Origin of the sequence: Herbaspirillum rubrisubalbicans (assembly GCF_003719195.1) — a bacterium.
Classification (GTDB): Bacteria; Pseudomonadota; Gammaproteobacteria; order Burkholderiales; family Burkholderiaceae_D; genus Herbaspirillum; species Herbaspirillum rubrisubalbicans.
In genome coordinates this window covers 1,198,720-1,214,727 of record NZ_CP024996.1, presented here as the reverse complement: position 1 = coordinate 1,214,727, position 16,008 = coordinate 1,198,720, and the positions used below count along the sequence as shown (strand labels likewise).

The window sequence follows — 16,008 nt, the reverse complement described above, 5'->3', positions numbered from 1 at the left end:
GCAACTAGGACAAATATTATAGATATTGCCTGAGTTTTAAACCGCATTCTCACCCGAATAGGATCATTAGATCGTGGCGACAAAGAAAACAAAATCAACCAGCTATCCTTGCCTATCGATGGTACAAAATAATCATCGGTTTTATTTAACGTCAATTCCTGTATCCGATTTATTTCCATACTGTTTTGTTTCAACTAGAGACGAGGACAATTTAATGAACCGCCCCGACTTTCGCGGAGGCTATTTGGTTTAAGTTATGCCGACACTGCAGTATTGCTGGCGAACCGGCTGTAGTAGTTTGCCTCAGCTTCTGCCGGAGGGATATAGCCGATGGATTCCAGCAGTCGATGATGGTTGAACCAAGCCACCCATTCGAGCGTGGCCAGTTCGACGGATTCCCTGGTTTTCCAAGGGGCACGGCGATGAATTAATTCAGCTTTGTACAGGCCATTGATGGTTTCGGCCAAGGCGTTATCGTAACTGTCGCCACGGCTTCCGACCGATGGCGCAATGCCCGCCTCGGCCAGGCGTTCACTGTAGCGAATCCCGACGTATTGCGATCCCCTGTCGGAATGATGGATCAAGCCGCCGTTGCCTTCGGGCTGGCGAGCATAGAGCGCCTGCTCCAGCGCATCTAGCACGAAGTCCGTCGTCATACTGTTGCTGACACGCCAGCCAACGATGCGACGGGCAAACACGTCGATGACGAAGGCCACATACAGCCAGCCTTGCCAGGTCGATACGTAGGTAAAGTCGGACACCCAAAGCTGGTTGGGACGATCAGCCTTGAACTGACGATTGACCCGGTCCAACGGGCAGGCTGCCTTGGGATCAGAACGCGTGGTGCGAAGTTGCTTACCACGCCGGGCTCCCTGAAGCCCTTGCTTTCGCATCAACCGCTCTACCGTACAACGTGCGATAGATACGCCCTCGCGATTCAGCTGTCGCCACACCTTGTCAGCACCGTACACACGCATGTTGGCGTGCCACACCCGGCTGATTTCAACTCGCAGTACCGCATCACGCTTGCTACGAGCACAGCACAATTGAGGATTGCGCTGCCTCGCTGCATAACGCCGATATGCTGACGGGGCAACCTGCAATACCTTGCAGATCGGCTCGACCCCGTGGATATCCCGATAGCGATCGATATAGGTATTTACGACTTCAGTTTGCGGTCGAGCTCCGCCTGCGCGAAAAAAGCGCTCGCGGTCTTGAGAATCTCGTTAGCACGGCGCAATTCCTTGACCTCGCGCTCCAGTGCCTTGATACGCTCACGCTCGGCCGTGCTGACGCCATCCCGCTCGCCGCTATCGACCTCGGCGCGTTTGACCCAGTCCAGCAGCGTCTGAGGCGTACAGCCGATCATCGGCGCAATCGATTGGACCGCAGACCACGTGGAGGAATGCTCATCCCGCTGCTCACGCACCAAGCGCACCGCACGCTCTCGTACCTCAGGGGAAAACTTGCTTGATTTCTTGTTCATGGCTCTATTCTCTCAAGAGTTAGAGCCTCCTCAAAATCCGGGGCGGTTCACATTGTCAACCGCTAAATTTCCTTAGCAAAGTGAAGCTGGGCTAATAACGTATCCACGTAAACGTGATATTCAACCCATCAACTAGATGAGGTTGTACGAGCGAGGGGCGTACCAATACTCAATTAAATCAATGAGTTGATCCTACTTTTTGTAGTTGCCCCCGCAATTCAGGACACTCAGACATCGTTAAGTTAGTGATGCTGCAGCCCGTCTGAACTCGCGAGGCGAGCGGTATTTCAGGGCCTTGTGCGGATGGTGCTCATTGTATTGCTCGAAGGCAGAGGCCAGATGTGTGAGCGCCGTGGGCACATCGGGCTTGTCCATGAAGGCGATGTAATCATGTTTCATCGTTTTTACGAACCGCTCCGCCATGCCGTTACTCTGTGGCGAGCGCACGGGCGTGGTCAAGGGCTCCAGTCCCAGCTCGCGCGCGAAGCTGCGTGTGCGATGGTCGATGTAGGCAGAGCCGTTGTCGCTGAGCCATTCAATCACCTCTGGAGTCTGCGTGCTCCCAAACCGCTGCTCTACGGCAGCCAGCATCACGTCGCGCACGACATCCCCGCTATGCCCACCGGTAGTGGCCGCCCAGCTGATGGCCTCACGGTCACAACAATCCAGCGCAAACGTCACTCGCAATGCAGACCCGTCATCGCAACGGAATTCGAAGCCGTCCGAACACCAGCGCGCATTACTTTGCTTGACCGCTACGCGACCATCGTGGCGTCGATTGTCACGTCTCACACCAGGGCGGCGCAGCAGCAACTCGTGCTCTCGCATGACGCGATAGACCCGCTTATGGTTCACGCACGCCTGGCCCAGAGATTCCCGGCTACGTCGCAGCAAAGCCCAGATGCGGCGATAGCCATAGCTCGGCAAGCTCGCAACATGCAGTTCAATCTCTTCGAGCAAGCCGCTGTCGTCGACTTTGCGAACACTGCGGCCATCTCGCCATTCCGGGCTCCGGGCTCGTTTTACTGCCACTGCAGAGCGCGCCACACCGAGAACGTCACAAACCACTTTCATTGGTCGTCCTCCGGCAGCAAGGGCGAGCGCGCAATCAGGTTTTTTGACCGGCCCCATTCGACGGCCTCGCGCAGAATCTCGTTCTCCATGCTCTTCTTGCCCAACAGCCGCTGCAGTTCTTTGATTTCCTTGATGGCCGCGGCCAGCTCCGAGGCCGGCACTACCGTCTCGCCAGCCTTGACGGCGGTCAGACTGCCTTCCTGGTACTGCTTGCGCCAACCAAACACCTGGTTCGCGTTCACCCCGTGTCGCCTGGCAACGGCTGATACGGAAGCTCCAGGAGCCAAGGTCTCCTGGACGATGGCTATTTTCTCTTGGGGCGTGCGTCTTCTGCGACGCTCCGGCTCGGTCAGAATCTCGATATGGTCCACGGTTTGCCTAGTCGTAAAACTGGTCATAAGACTGTCCTCTATTTTAAGAGAGTCTTCGTGTCCTGAGATTCAAGGGGCTATTCCACTTTTAATCCGTTGGTCGCAGATTTGACTCCCACACGGCCTATCAGAAATACAAAGGGCTCTAGTCCTCTGGAGCCCTTTTTGTTACCTACCTCATCACATCCTGATCATCATACTCGGCCAGTAATGACCTCGGCATCCGAAGTTCCCCCCTTCAAAACGCCTTGCTCAATGTCACCCACCCCCGCACCGAAGGCTGACTAGCCACAATCGAAGGCCGCGCCCCCACCCGCGTAGCCACCGAGACCGAAGCCCGCCATTGATCCGGTCCGCTCCAGTTCATTCCAACACCAGCCCCCGAAAGGCTGCCGCTGTTTTCACCAGAAGTCCACTGGCGCTGGTTGACTTTCACATACGCGCTATCAAGAAAGGCAATCGCCTGCCATTGCCCCGACCAGGCATTGCCCAGTTCATGACGCCATTCGATAGTGCCGACATAACCAATGTCACCGCTCATGGCGCCGATATCGTAGGCACGCACGGTATAGGGGCCGCCTGCCGTCATCTTCTCTGCTGAGTCCAGGTTGCGGTCACTCCATTGCGCCGCCAGGTTGAGATACACCGCATCGCGCGGTGAGATGCCCTGCAGGCGCGAGAAATTGGCATTCCACTTGGCAAAGCCACCTCGGGTCTGCCCGGCTGCCGCATCAGCCGAGGCTGCGGCGGCATCATCGAAGAATACCCGGCCGCTGGTCCAGCCCAGGCTCCAGATGCTGATGCCACCGGCCAGCAGGTTGTCGCGGATATCGCCATTGAGACTCATCACCCAGTTCAGCAGATGACGGTCCGTACGCAGCGCACTGGCGTCAACGTGGTCGTGCAGGCGCTTGCCGTCCAATTGCAGTTGCGCATAGACGTTGGCCTCACGACTGCGCAACAGCGGATGCCGGCCCCACAGGCTGACTACGCTGGCCGTGCCGTTGGCGCCCAATGCCGACAGTTCACTGCCCAGCTTGTAGCGCAGATAGGAATAAGCGGTACCAATATGGGTGCCCTGACCATTGACCAGAATGTCATAGGACAAACGACCATAGTTCATGCCGCTGCCGGTGCTCAGTACTGTCGCGCTGAGCAGATCGCCATGACGCAGCGGATTGACCACGTTCAGGTTGCCCGACACACGGACCCGGTCGATATAGCGGTTGCCGTAGTTGTCCAGTGCCACAGTGCCCAGCGTGGTCGGATTGGTGGTGGTGTTGACGGTGACGTCAGAACTGCCCACGGCGGCCCCGGGTTGGAGCGTGGCCGCCACGGCCACGCCGGGGACGTCCGAGAGCAGCAGCAAGCTGCGGTTAAGCGCATCGTCCTCGATCACCGCACCACTTTGCAGCCCATCGAGAGTGGCTTGCAGCAGGCTGTCCCTGACCACACTCTGGTTGTTGAGGCGCACCTGGCCATAACGCGCCTCCACTACCTGGATCACCACCACGCCATCGCGAATGGTCTGCGCCGGGATGATGGCGCGGGCCAGCGGATAACCCTGTTGGTGGTAGTAACGCGTAATGCGCTCGGCCAGTGTATTGACCTGCGCCAGCGTGAGCGACTTGCCTTCTTCGCCTGCGACCAGCTCATGCAGGGACTCGGTGGCAAATACGGTATTGCCCGTGATCTGCAAGCGCTTGACCTCGAAGGGCGCGGACTGCGGCAAGGCGGACTCGGCGCGCGGTTCCAGCTTGAGCGAAGGCGCGCTGCTGGCCGGTGGCGCCGGCAGCGCAGGTTGCAATTGCTGCAGGATGGTACCGGCGTCGGGGGGCGTCTGGGCGCTGGCCAGCGGGGCCAGGCCAGCCAGCACCAGGGCGGCGGCGATCGGGTGAAGCAGGGGCGAACGAGATGACAACAAAGACATGGGAATCATGATCGGTTATTGGGGTGTACTGATGGCCACGGGCGGCAACTGGATGCCACCGTTCTGGATGTTCAGGCTGGGCGGCGGCGTACCAAAACCGGTACTGGTATTGACCAGACTGCTGCCGCCCCTGCCACCGGCATTACCGCTGCTACTCTCGTTGCCAGTAGCGGGGGCTGCATCACCCTGTTGCGAGCGCACCACCAGCGTGGACGATAGACTCAGCGACTGCGGTTGCGCGCTGGCTTGCGGCGGCAGGACGGTCGACTGCACCTGCGTGAGAACATTGCGCACGGTCACGGCCTGGACACTGGGCGTGGGCGCCGCGGGCGCGGTTGCCACCGCAGACGGCGTCTGGGCCGAACCCGCAGCGGTAATATCGGCCAGTGCCGTGCTCTGGCCGATGAGCGTGTAATTGCCGCTGTCAGCCCCGGAGATACTGTTGCTCAGGTTGACTGTCTTGCCCCGTCCGATGGCTGCATCGCTGAATGCGCCGGACGAAGAGAATCGAACGTTGTCACCGCCGATCAGACCACCCAGCACGACGCTGCCGGTATTGATGGTGGCGGTCGTGGTGCCGTCGAAGACCTTGTTGGCGGCGGTGATGCCTGACACGTTCAAGCTGGCCGGCGTGATGCTGGCCTGCGAGCTGGTCTGATCGATGTAGGTATAGTTGCCGGCATCGGCCCCGCTATAGATGCTATTGAGCGTAACCGCCTTGTTGCTGCCGACGTTCTTGTCGCTGAAGCTGCCGGTAGCAGCAACGTTGATGACATCCCCGGCCAGCTTGCCCGCCAAGCTTACGCCGCTGGTGTTAGCGGTGGCTGCCACGGTACCGTCATAGGTCTTGTTGTTGGCCACGATGCCGCTCACGGTGATCTGCAGCGGCGTGATGTCGGCGGTCAGGTTGGACGGAGCGACCAGGTTGTAGTTGCCACCATCGGTGCCACCCAGGGTATAACCCGAGATCACGATGGACTTGCCGGTGCCGACATTCTTGTTGGCAAAACTAGCCGCGCCGCTGCCGCTCAAGGTGACGACATCGCTGCCCAGGGCGGTGACCGAACCGGTGCCGGTGAGGGTGGCCGTGGTCGTGCCGTCATAGATCTTGTTGGCCACGCTCAGGCCCGCCACGGCCAGGTCGGCCTTGCTGATGGTGGCGTTCAGGCCACTGGGCTGCACCACGTCGTAGTTGCCGGCGTCGGCGCCGGTGAGCGTATAGCCGCTGACCAGGACGGCCTTGTTCGACCCGACATTCTTGTCGGCGAAGGAGGCCGAGGCTGTACCAGCCACCGAGACCACATCCGCACCGAAGGCCGAGACGCTGGCCGTGCCGGCCACGGTAGCAACGGTGGTGCCGTCGTAGGCGCGCGACTGCGCACTGACGCCACCCACGGTCAGGCTGGCCTTGCTGATGTCGGCGCTCAGACCACCCGGCGAGACCAGGTTGTAGTTGCCGGCATCGGTGCCGGTGAGCGTATAGCCGCTCACGGTGACGCCCTTGCCGGTGCCCACGTTCTTGTCGGCGAAGCTGGCCGCGCCAGTCCCCGTTACGCTGACGACGTCGCTGCCGAGCGCGGTCACGCTGGCCGTTCCGCTGAGCGCCGCGACGATGGTGCCGTCGTAGGTCTTGTTGTTGGCCGTCAGCCCCGACAAGGTGAGGTTGGCCTTGCTGATGGTGGCGCTCACCCCGGTGGGCTGGACCAGGTTGTAGTTGCCGGCGTCGCTACCGCTCAAGGTATAGCCGCTGACATTGACAACTTTGTTCACCCCCGCGTTCTTGTCGATGAAGACACCAACGCCGGTACCGCCCAAGGAGACCACGTCGCTGCCGATGGCCGTGACGCTGGCCGTACCGGAGAGGGTGGCCGTGGTCTGGCCATCATAGGTCTTGCCCTGGGCCGAGATTCCGCTCACGCTGAGATCGGCCTTGGTGATGGAGGCACTCAGGCCCGTGGGCTGGCTGATCAGGTAATTGCCCGCATCGGCGCCGGAGAGCGTATAGCCGCTGACCGTCACGGCCTTGTTGGTGCCGACGTTCTTGTTGGCGAAGCTGCCCACGCCACTGCCGCCCAGGCTCACGTCATCCCCACCGATGATGCCGAAGAAACCCACGCCCGAGGTGTTGAGCGTGGCCGTCGTCGAGCCGTCATAGACCTTGTCGGAGGCAGTCACGCCGCTCATGGTCAGCGCCTTGGCGGTCACGCTGATGCTGCTGCCGCTGGTACCCAGGGCGTTGTAGTTGCTGGCCAGTCCCCCGTTGCTGCTGCTCCCCAGCGACAGACCCGTGACACTGGCCAGGGCTGCGCCACTCTGCACGTTCTTGCTGGCCAGGTTGCCGCTGCTGCCGCTGCCGGCCACGGTGAAGGTTTCACCATGCACGCCGGTGGCGGTCAATTGGCTACCGTCGATGTCGGTGGTGCCGTCATAGGTCTTGCTGCCCGACAGGCTCAGGTTGGCCTTGTTGATGGTGCCGGTTAGCGAGGGCTGGTTGAGCACATAGTTGGCACTGCTGCTGCCACCCAGGGTATAGCTGCCCAGTGTGACGGCCTTGGTGCCGGCGTTGGCATCGGCAAAGTTGGCTGTGGCCGAACTCAGGTTCAAGCTCAAGCTATCACCACCGATGAGGCCACTGAAGCCGGCAGTGCCGCTGAGGGTGGCTGCGGTGGTGCCGTCATAGGTCTTGCTCACCACGCTCAGACCCGTCACGTCCACGCTCTTGGGCGTGATGGTGCCAAGCTGGGTACTAAGGCCGTTGAGATAGTAGTTCTCGCCACCCACGTTGATGGTGTCACTGCCGTTGCTGAAGGTCACGCCACTGAGCAGCACATCCTTGTTGCTGCCGGCATTCTTGTCGGCAAAGCTGGCCGTCGCACCACTAGTGGACAGCGGCGACATACCGCCAGGCAGGGACGCGACCGTACTCACTGAACTGATGGTGGCGCCCAGAGTGCCGTCATAGGTCTTGCTGGCGATGCTGGCCGCAACATTCACGGCCATGTAGCTGGTCAATTGTGTGAGCTGGTTGTAGCCGATCAGGTAGGGCGTAAAGTCTTGCGGCGCGCTGTAGGAAGTCGGGGTGTAATAAATCTTCGCGGTCGTGGCTGCATCGCCCAGGCCGATATAAGTCCAGCCGTTGTTATCATCGAAGACGACGGTGCCTGATCCCTTGGCACTATTGTCTGCCTGCAGAATGGTCTTGGTGCCATGGCCCAAGGACATATCGACAGCCCCGCCGCTAGACTGGCTAGTGCCCGCGCCGACCGAAACGTAGTTCGGGGTAAACACGAAGCGCACGTTGTTGTAGGCACTCAGCGTGAGGGTATAGCTATTCGAATCCCAGTTGACGTAAGTGGCCGTGTGATTGGCGTCGTAGGAAGCGACTGCGACACCGATCGGGTCCAGCACGAGGATGTCGCCACTGCTGCCACTACCACTGCCGCAGGCGACGCCGCAGGAGGGGCCGCTGCGGGAAGTCTTGATGGTCACGTTGCCATTGTTGAGTGCGGCAGTGAGCACGGCCGAATCGACGTCGATACCGTAGTTGCTGCCCCAGAAGGCGATGGAGCCGATCTTGATGTCGGCAGGATCGAGCAACCAGTTGCCGGCACTGCCGCGCGGCGCCAGGGTATTGACCGAGGCGGTGGAGCCGATCTTCAGTTTCAACCCCGAGGTTTCCACTGCCCCGCCATTGCCGGACGCAGCCCCACCACGCGCCGTGATGCTGCCGTCAAAACGGGTCGTGCCATCGGACCACAGGGCCACACGGCCACCGTTGCCGCTGTTGACGGCGCTGGCATCGATGCTGCTTCCGGCCTCCACCGTGGTGGTGGTGGCGTTCTGTTCGGGACCGGCGCCCAGGAAGTTACCACCCACATAGGCCGTGCCGCCGCCGGCATCACCGGCCACGTCGATCCTGCCGCCGCTAGTCTGGGCCACGGTGCCACCCAGCAGCTTGACCGTTCCGCCGGTTTCACCGGCGTTCCGGCCGGAGGCGTCCAGGGTGCCGCTGTTGGTGGCGGTGCCATGGCTGCCGGCTTCCAAGACAATGGTGCCATTGACGTTCTGCACGCTGCGCGCCTGGATGATACCGGTGTTGTTAACCACGCTGGCCAGCACCGTATCGCGAGCCCCTGCCGACAACAATACGGTACCGCCATCGGCCTGGATCAGACCACCGTTGCCCGACAGGCTATCGAGCGTGCTCTGGTTCACGCGCAAGCTCACCAGGCTATTGCCGGCAAAGGAGAGCGTCACGTCGCTGCCGGCAGCCAGGGCGGTGGTACCGGCGGTGGTGGTGATGCTGCCCTGGTTGGCAACCTGCTTGCCGAGGAAGGCCACGTAGCCGCCATTGGCGCTGTTGATGCTGCCCTGGTTGACGATACTGCCGCTGCCCATGCCGCTGAAATTGCGCGTACTGCTGCCCAGCGCGGCATCGTTGATGTCCAGGGTCGAGGCCACCAGGCCACCGACGTTGACCTGTGCGCCGGCACCGAAGAGGATGCCGTTGGGATTGATCAGATAGACCTGGCCATTGGCATTCAACTGCCCCATGAACTGGGTGGCATTGACGTCCTGGATCCGGTTGACCGCAATCGCACTGGTCGAGGGCTGGACGAAATTGACCTTCTCAGCGCTGGTGGTGTTGAATGATTGCCAGTTCACCGACAGGTTCTGGCTGCCTTGCGTGATGGTGGTGGTATTGCCGGACTGACTGATGCTGCCGCTGCCGGCCGTGACCGCCCCTCCACTGGGACCGGCCATGGCCAGTGCGCTTGCCACCGACAAGGCAGCGGCGGCAGCCAGTCTTCGCGACACTTTCTTGCCCTGCCCACGCGTGCGTTCCGAGACGATGACCCAGGCCTGTTGCACGTGGCTCCAGACCAAGCGATAGATTCTGTTCATGGACGCATGGCGCATGATGTGTTCCCCCTGATGGCCGCGTTGCGCCGGATCGTCGAGTGGCGACCAAGCGCTGATGACGCGGTGACTACGGTCTATTGATATTGAATGTGGCCAGATGCTCGGCCACCCGACGATCCAGTTCGGGACGCCAGGCCGGCGGCATCACCGCCAGCACCAGTTGCGCGATACGCTCGATCTGGGCCTGCTGGTCCGCATCCTTGGTGGTAGCCTTGGCAGCGCTGTTCCACATGTAGATCCGAGCCAACTGGTCGGCGCTCAAGGCGCCGGTGGCAGGATCGGGCGCAGCGTTGGCATACAGGACGGCCACCGGCAGATAAGCCGGCGCATAACCTTCGGAGGCTGCCCGTTCCAGCCAGAACAAGGCCAGGCGCGGATCAGCTTGTCCCCCCTCCCCCTGACTCAACATAAGGCCCAGGTGAAACTGCGCCGCCAGGTTGTGGCGTTCAGCTGCTTGCTGATACCAGTAACGAGCGCGCTCCAGATCTTGTGGCACCTGCCTGCCCTCGCGGAAGTAATCGCCCAGCCGCAACATGGCCGGCGACGAATCGGCTTGCGCCGCCCGCACACACAGCGCGAGGCCTTGCTCAAGGTTGCGCGGCAGCAGACGTCCCTCGATGTAGATCTCTCCAGCCGAACACCAGGCATAGGCGATGCCGGATTGGGCCGCCTTGACGTACCAGCGGATAGCCGCTGCGCCATCGGCGGCGCGACCAACGCCACCTGCGTAGCAGTCTCCCAGGAATTGCTGTGCGGCCGGAATATTGGCCTGTGCAGCCTTCTCGAACCAGCGGCAGGCGGCGACCGGGTCCGATGGGCGCCCCCAGCCTTCGCGTTCGAACAAGCCAAGGTTGAACTGCGCCAGGGGATTATCCGCAGCAGCGCGGCTATAGAGCGCATGGGCAGAAGCGTAGTCCTTGGCGGCCAAGGCCTGATCGGCACCGACCAAGGCTTGGCCCAGATCACGCGTGGCAGACCACGCGTGGCAAGAGCAACCCAGTGCGACAAGCCACGCAAGGGCGCGAAAGAAATGCACGATGAAATTTCCTCAATCGATGAGCAGTGGGCAGCCCAGGCTGCGCACTGCTCATACCAACAACAACAGCGTGAACTTCAAGAATTGATGTAAGTTGCTTATTGATTACTTAATTGTCACGCGACGGATAGATGCCGTTGTTCGCAGCAATGTAATAAGTCATTGGCAGATAAGGCGGCAGCAAGTCAATGACGGCGCCAGAACCCAGCGTATTGGTCGTGGCCGGATTCGTGACACTGCTGCCACCAATGGTGGTATTGGCGTTGCCGGTCACAGTGACCGGTGCGGTGCTGCCGGCAGCTACCGTGAGCGTCATCGTGCCACCAAGGGCATTGTTGTTGAGGTTGCTGTCAGGCGTACCGTTGGCGTACAGGTTCGCTGTGGCGGCAGGAGGCTTGCCCAGGTAGTTCCCGGATGGCGTGCCTTGGCCGCCGCTGCCGGAGACGGTCTTGATCACCAGACCGGTGGGTGGACCGGAGACGGTGATGCCGGCCAGGTCGGCCGTCGCCGACAGGCTGCTGAGGGTGGTAGTGGCCGTGATATGGGAAAGATTGACCGTAAGCGCGGGAACGATGAAGTAATGCGGTGGCAGTTGGGCCATCGTCAGATTCATGCTGGCCTGCCCACCCTTTTTGCCGGCAGGATAAGTGCCGTCGGTATTGGCCCCGATGATCACGCGACCACGCAGGTCAGGCAGATTGAAATTGGTACGTGCATCACCACCGTAGGTAACGCCGATGAGCGAATACAAGGCAGTGTACTGATTGATCGAAAGCAGCTGTCCCGTAGCAGGAACATAGGTATTGTTGAAGCTGCCAAAGGTGGCCGGCGTGGCCATGATGCACACGCTGGCCAGGACCGGCGTATCAGAACAAGCATGGCTGCTGGCACTCCAGCACACTGCTGTGGCAGCCATCAGTCCAATGGTGGACCATTTGCGATAGATCGATTTCACCCCATACCCCCGTATAGTTATCAATGGAAAGAGGAAGTGGTCTTTTGCTATTTTTCTTTGTAGACTTAAACTCCCGAATCAATTCTGAAGGTAATTTTTAGTAAAGGCAAGAAATCTCACTCGCCGTTTGACACAAATCATCCACGCATGTTTTTCGGACAAGGTGGAACGCGTCCTCGGATGTCGTCAGAACGACGCTACATTCATCACGGTCGGGGCAAGCAATCGATCGTGTCGGACGGCTTGAATGTCCGACACGCCAGGCATTAACGTAGCTTTAACACAGCTTTAACACAGCTTTAACGCGGCTTTAACGCAGCTCTGCCGTAGCCCGTACCAGACTATCCTCATTGATATCGGCAATCTTGTGCGCCCCCGTCAAGGTCATGGCCACCTGCATTTCCTTGGCAAACAAGCTCAACAGGTTTTCCACCCCGGCCTGTCCTTCGGCGGCCAATGCATAGATGAATGCACGACCCAGCATCACCGTGTCGGCACCCAGCGCCAACATGCGCACCACATCCAATCCCGAGCGCACGCCCGAGTCCACCAGGATGGCCAGTTCGCCCTTGACGGCGCTGGCGATCTCGGGCAAGGCACGGGCGGTCGAGAGCACGCCATCGAGTTGCCGGCCACCGTGATTGGAGACCACGATGCCATTGGCTCCGAAGCTGACGGCCTGGCGCGCATCGACCGGGTCCAGGATGCCCTTGAGAATCATGTTGCCCTTCCAGGCGTCGCGAATCCACTGCAGGTCGTGCCAGCCAATACTGGGGTCGAAGTTGGCGCCCAGCCAGCCCACGTAATCCTCCAGCCCGGTCTTCTTGTTCAGGTAGGCCGAGACGTTGCCCAGGTCATGCGGACGACCCAGCAGGCCCACGTCCAACGCCCAGCGCGGATGGGTCACGGCTTGCAGGTAGCGGCGCATTGCGGCATTGGGACCGGACATGCCGGAATGACGATCACGATAGCGCGCGCCGGGTACCGGCATGTCCACCGTAAACACCAGGTTACGCACACCGGCCGCCCAGGCGCGATCAAGCACGTTCTTCATGAAGCCGCGATCCTTGAGCACATAGAGCTGGAACCAGATCGGCTGCTCCACCGCGCCCTGCACCTCTTCGATGGAGCACACCGACACCGTGGACAAGGTAAAAGGAATGCCGGCCTTGGTCGCCGCCCGCGCCGCCTGCACTTCACCGCGACGGGCATACATGCCGGTCAGGCCGACCGGCGAGAGCGCAATGGGCATGGCCAGCGATTGTCCCAGCAGCGTCGTGGTCAGATCGACCTGGCCAACTTCCTTCAACACCCGCTGGCGCAAGGCCAACTGCCGCAGATCGTGCGAATTGCGCGCCAGCGTGTCCTCGGCATAGGCGCCTCCATCGATGTAATCGAACAGGAAACGCGGCAGGCGGCGGCGTGCGGCTTCGCGGTAATCGAGCGTAGAAGAAATGATCATGATATGAAGGTCCTTGTGGAAAGAGAGGGTTATACCGATGCAGCGCGACGCGCACGGGCGGGGGCTTCTTCAAGGTCCAGCAAGCGGCGCTGGACGAATTCGAGATGGGCATTGGCATGGCTGCGGGCATCCTCGGCCCGCCCGTCCAGGATGGCGTCCAGGATCTGGCGATGCTGGCGGTCGAGAGCAGCGACGATATCGGGCAGGCAATAGAGCTGGCGCAAGGTGTCGGCGATGCTGATTTCCAGCAGCCGCAACAGGCCCGACATCACCTGGCGCAACACGACATTGCGCGACGCCTGGGCAATGGCGAGGTGGAACGCGGCATCGGTACGGGCCTGGGCCGCCAGGTCATCCAGCGGCGCCGTGGAGACCTCCAGATAGGCTTGCCGCAGGCGCCGCCGGTCCTGCTCATTGGCGCGCAGGGCGGCGAAATAGGCGGCATCGCCTTCCAGCGAAGAACGGATCTCGGCCACGTCCTTCCAATAGCCGGCATCGCTGCGCGCCAATGGTGCCAGCGGCAGCAAGGCCTCGGCGATGGGGTCGGTCAGCGCGGCACTGTCTTGGCCGGCCACGAAGGTACCGCCACCATGGCGCGCCACCAGCAGCCCCTGGCTGCTCAGTACCCGGATCGCCTCCCGCAAGGAGGAGCGCGATACCCCGAACTCGGCGGCCAGCGTGCGCTCAGAGGGAAGCTTGCGTCCTGGTGGCAAGGCACGCTCTGCAATGAAATGGGCCAGGCGATCGGTCAGGGAGTTAGCATTCATCATCGGCTCACGGATATGTGGTCGGACCACTTTTTCAGCTTCTTAGGAAGAAATTGCAGTCGATTGTAGTATTCATACCTTAGGCATCTCAAATCATTCGAAAAGTGGTCCTACCACTTATTTTTCCCCAGCCATGAGCAAGTTGATTTCCCCCTCGATGCAAAGCCGCCTGGCCGCCGATGCGCGACGCATTGCCCGGCGCCTGGAATTGCGCTCCTTCCCCTTGTTGCAGGAACAATTCAGCGCCGCCGAAGGTTTGCGCGCCGGGGTCGCCATCGCACTGCCCTTGGCCGCCGCCATGTTGAGCGGCCAGCGCTGGCTGGCCTGGGCGGTGTTCTCGGCGTTCTGGACCTGCCTGTGCGATGCACCGGGCCCGCATCGCCAGCGCCGTCAGTTGCTGGCCGGCTTTGCGCTGGCCGGTACGGTCGTGGCCTTCGTCGGTTCGTGGACCTCTTCCTGGACACCCCATGCGGCGCTGCTCACGGCGCCGCTGATGGTATGGGCGACCGTCACCCTGACCGGCCTGATCCCCTACGCTGCCCTGCTGGGTACGCTGCTGGCGGTGGTAGCCGTGGTGGCGGCGGGTTTCCCCCATGGGCCGGCGCTGGCGGCGCTGCAGGCGGCCTCGTTTCTGGCTGGGGCGGCCTGGGCCTGGATATTGATCAACCTGGCCTGGCGCATCGATGAAAGCGCGGCCCTGCGCCAGGCGGCCAGTGCGGCCCTGCTGCGCATGGTCGACATGGGCAGCGCCCTGCTGGCCGCACCGGAAGGACAGCACCGCGAGCAGAACTGGCACCCCGAACATGGTGAGCACCGCCGCGCCGTGCGGCTGGCGCTGGAGCGCCTGCGCGCCATGCTACAACGCCACGCCGACGGCTCCGGCTCGGGCGCGGCGCCATCGGCGCGCCTGCTGGAATCCTGCGAAATGATCTTCAGCGCCCTCATCGCACTGGAGCACGCCGCCATCCAGCAACTGGCCACACCTCGCCAACGACGTCGTGCCGCGCGACTGGCCTGTGTGGTGCTGCTGCGCGCCCATCGACGCCTGGCGCACGCCAAAGGCGATGCAACGGGTGCGGATCACCGACACCGCTTGCCCCTGCGCCCTCCCGCGCCGCTCTGCGACCCGGTGATGGCCGGCTGCCAATGGTCGCTGCTGCAGGCCGATACCCTGCTGCTGTCGGATCCAGACTGGGCCATCCGCGAAGCGGCCATCGCCAGCGCAGAAACCGCAGACAACGTTCCGCCGCAAGCCTGGAGCGTGCGCCTGCTCAAGAGCCTGCAACAGGGAGGCCGACAGGCGGCGGGCGTGGCAGCTGTGTTCTATGCGGCCGAAGCCTTCCACCTGGGCTACCCCTATTGGGCCACCATGGCCGTGGTGGTGGTGTTGCAAGGAGCGGCGCGCCAGACCTGGACCCGCTGCGTCGAGCGCATCCTGGGCAGCCTGCTGGGCGGTGCGCTGGCGCTGACGCTATTGCAATTGACCCAAGGGCTGGAGCCGGTACTGCCCATGATCGCGGTGCTGCTGGCCGGCCTGGCCATTGCGCTGCGGCTGGTGAACTACACGGTCTTCGTGGTGTTCCTGACCATGCTCTTCATCTGCGTGACCGAAATGCTGCAGCCGGGCGTAGGCATCGCCTCGGCGCGCGCGCTGGACAACCTCATCGGCAGTGCCGCCGCCCTTCTCGCGGCGCTGGCCCTGTGGCCCGACCTGGGCGCCTCGCCGCGTCAACGCATTGCCGATGGGCTCAAGGCCAATCGCGCCTACCTGGAGGCGGTGGTGACCCACCAAGCGCCAGCAGCACTGCGGCGCCTGCAACGCCAGGCCGGCCTGGCCAGCATCGATGCCGAAACCGCCCTGCACGACCTGGGCGGACTGCGCCGCCGTCGCGACGGCCTGACCGACAGCGAGATGGCCTCGCTGCGCGAACTACGCGAACTGGCCGGACGCGCCTCGGTGGAATGGCACCGGCAGCAGGCGCATCCGCAAGCCTGCTGAACCGG

9 protein-coding genes and 1 other annotated feature are annotated in these 16,008 nt (G+C 61.8%); of the genes, 1 reads left to right on the top strand and 8 read right to left on the bottom strand.

Annotated features, from left to right (window positions below; translation table 11 throughout):
- Nucleotides 1-254: 254 nt before the first annotated feature.
- From RC54_RS05500 to RC54_RS05465, 8 genes are all read right to left on the bottom strand, one after another.
- Nucleotides 255-1,486, bottom strand: a protein-coding gene (locus tag RC54_RS05500) for an IS3 family transposase (protein WP_373281464.1) whose coding sequence is annotated in 2 segments (ribosomal slippage) — nt 255-1,204 and nt 1,204-1,486 — 1,233 coding nt in all. Because the reading frame shifts where the segments join, the coding sequence is not laid out codon by codon here.
- Nucleotides 1,089-1,205, bottom strand: a sequence feature (AL1L pseudoknot). Its footprint overlaps the gene before it by 117 nt.
- Nucleotides 1,487-1,723: 237 nt before the next feature.
- A protein-coding gene (locus RC54_RS05495) for an IS3 family transposase (protein WP_123020402.1) occupies nt 1,724-2,958 on the bottom strand; the annotation gives its coding sequence in 2 pieces (ribosomal slippage) (nt 1,724-2,598 and nt 2,598-2,958; 1,236 coding nt in all).
- Nucleotides 2,959-3,169: 211 nt separating this feature from the next.
- On the bottom strand, nt 3,170-4,861 hold the full coding sequence (locus RC54_RS05490; protein WP_244216448.1) for a ShlB/FhaC/HecB family hemolysin secretion/activation protein: 1,692 nt from the start codon (nt 4,859-4,861) through the stop codon (nt 3,170-3,172).
- A gap of 15 nt (nt 4,862-4,876) precedes the next feature.
- Entirely contained in the window at nt 4,877-9,766 is a 4,890-nt protein-coding gene (locus tag RC54_RS05485) for a YDG domain-containing protein (protein ID WP_244216447.1), read from the bottom strand.
- Between the two features lie 85 nt (nt 9,767-9,851).
- Nucleotides 9,852-10,733: a tetratricopeptide repeat protein gene (locus tag RC54_RS05480; RefSeq protein WP_244216446.1), complete on the bottom strand. Its 882-nt coding sequence runs from the start codon at nt 10,731-10,733 to the stop codon at nt 9,852-9,854.
- Nucleotides 10,734-10,929: 196 nt separating this feature from the next.
- The gene (locus RC54_RS05475; protein WP_231738980.1) at nt 10,930-11,775 is read right to left on the bottom strand and encodes a phage tail protein; all 846 of its coding nucleotides are present in this window, start codon (nt 11,773-11,775) and stop codon (nt 10,930-10,932) included.
- 310 nt (nt 11,776-12,085) lie between these two features.
- Entirely contained in the window at nt 12,086-13,237 is a 1,152-nt protein-coding gene (lldD, locus tag RC54_RS05470; protein ID WP_061790582.1) for an FMN-dependent L-lactate dehydrogenase LldD, read from the bottom strand.
- 29 nt (nt 13,238-13,266) lie between these two features.
- On the bottom strand, nt 13,267-14,004 hold the full coding sequence (locus RC54_RS05465; RefSeq protein WP_061790586.1) for an FCD domain-containing protein: 738 nt from the start codon (nt 14,002-14,004) through the stop codon (nt 13,267-13,269).
- Between the two features lie 133 nt (nt 14,005-14,137).
- Here RC54_RS05465 and RC54_RS05460 point away from each other — a divergent pair, with 133 nt between their 5' ends.
- Nucleotides 14,138-16,003 carry an FUSC family protein gene (locus tag RC54_RS05460; RefSeq protein WP_061790581.1) on the top strand — a complete coding sequence of 622 codons (1,866 nt, stop codon included), beginning with the start codon at nt 14,138-14,140 and terminating at the stop codon, nt 16,001-16,003.
- The last annotated feature ends 5 nt before the right edge of the window (nt 16,004-16,008 follow it).

What these genes read in the sequence shown, in the direction of transcription:
- RC54_RS05490 (WP_244216448.1), bottom strand. Translation starts at nt 4,861, where the DNA reads ATGTCTTTGTTGTCATCTCGTTCGCCCCTGCTTCACCCGATCGCCGCC.
- RC54_RS05465 (WP_061790586.1), bottom strand. Translation starts at nt 14,004, where the DNA reads ATGAATGCTAACTCCCTGACCGATCGCCTGGCCCATTTCATTGCAGAG.
- RC54_RS05460 (WP_061790581.1), top strand. Translation starts at nt 14,138, where the DNA reads ATGAGCAAGTTGATTTCCCCCTCGATGCAAAGCCGCCTGGCCGCCGAT.
- lldD (WP_061790582.1), bottom strand. Translation starts at nt 13,237, where the DNA reads ATGATCATTTCTTCTACGCTCGATTACCGCGAAGCCGCACGCCGCCGC.
- RC54_RS05485 (WP_244216447.1), bottom strand. Translation starts at nt 9,766, where the DNA reads ATGAACAGAATCTATCGCTTGGTCTGGAGCCACGTGCAACAGGCCTGG.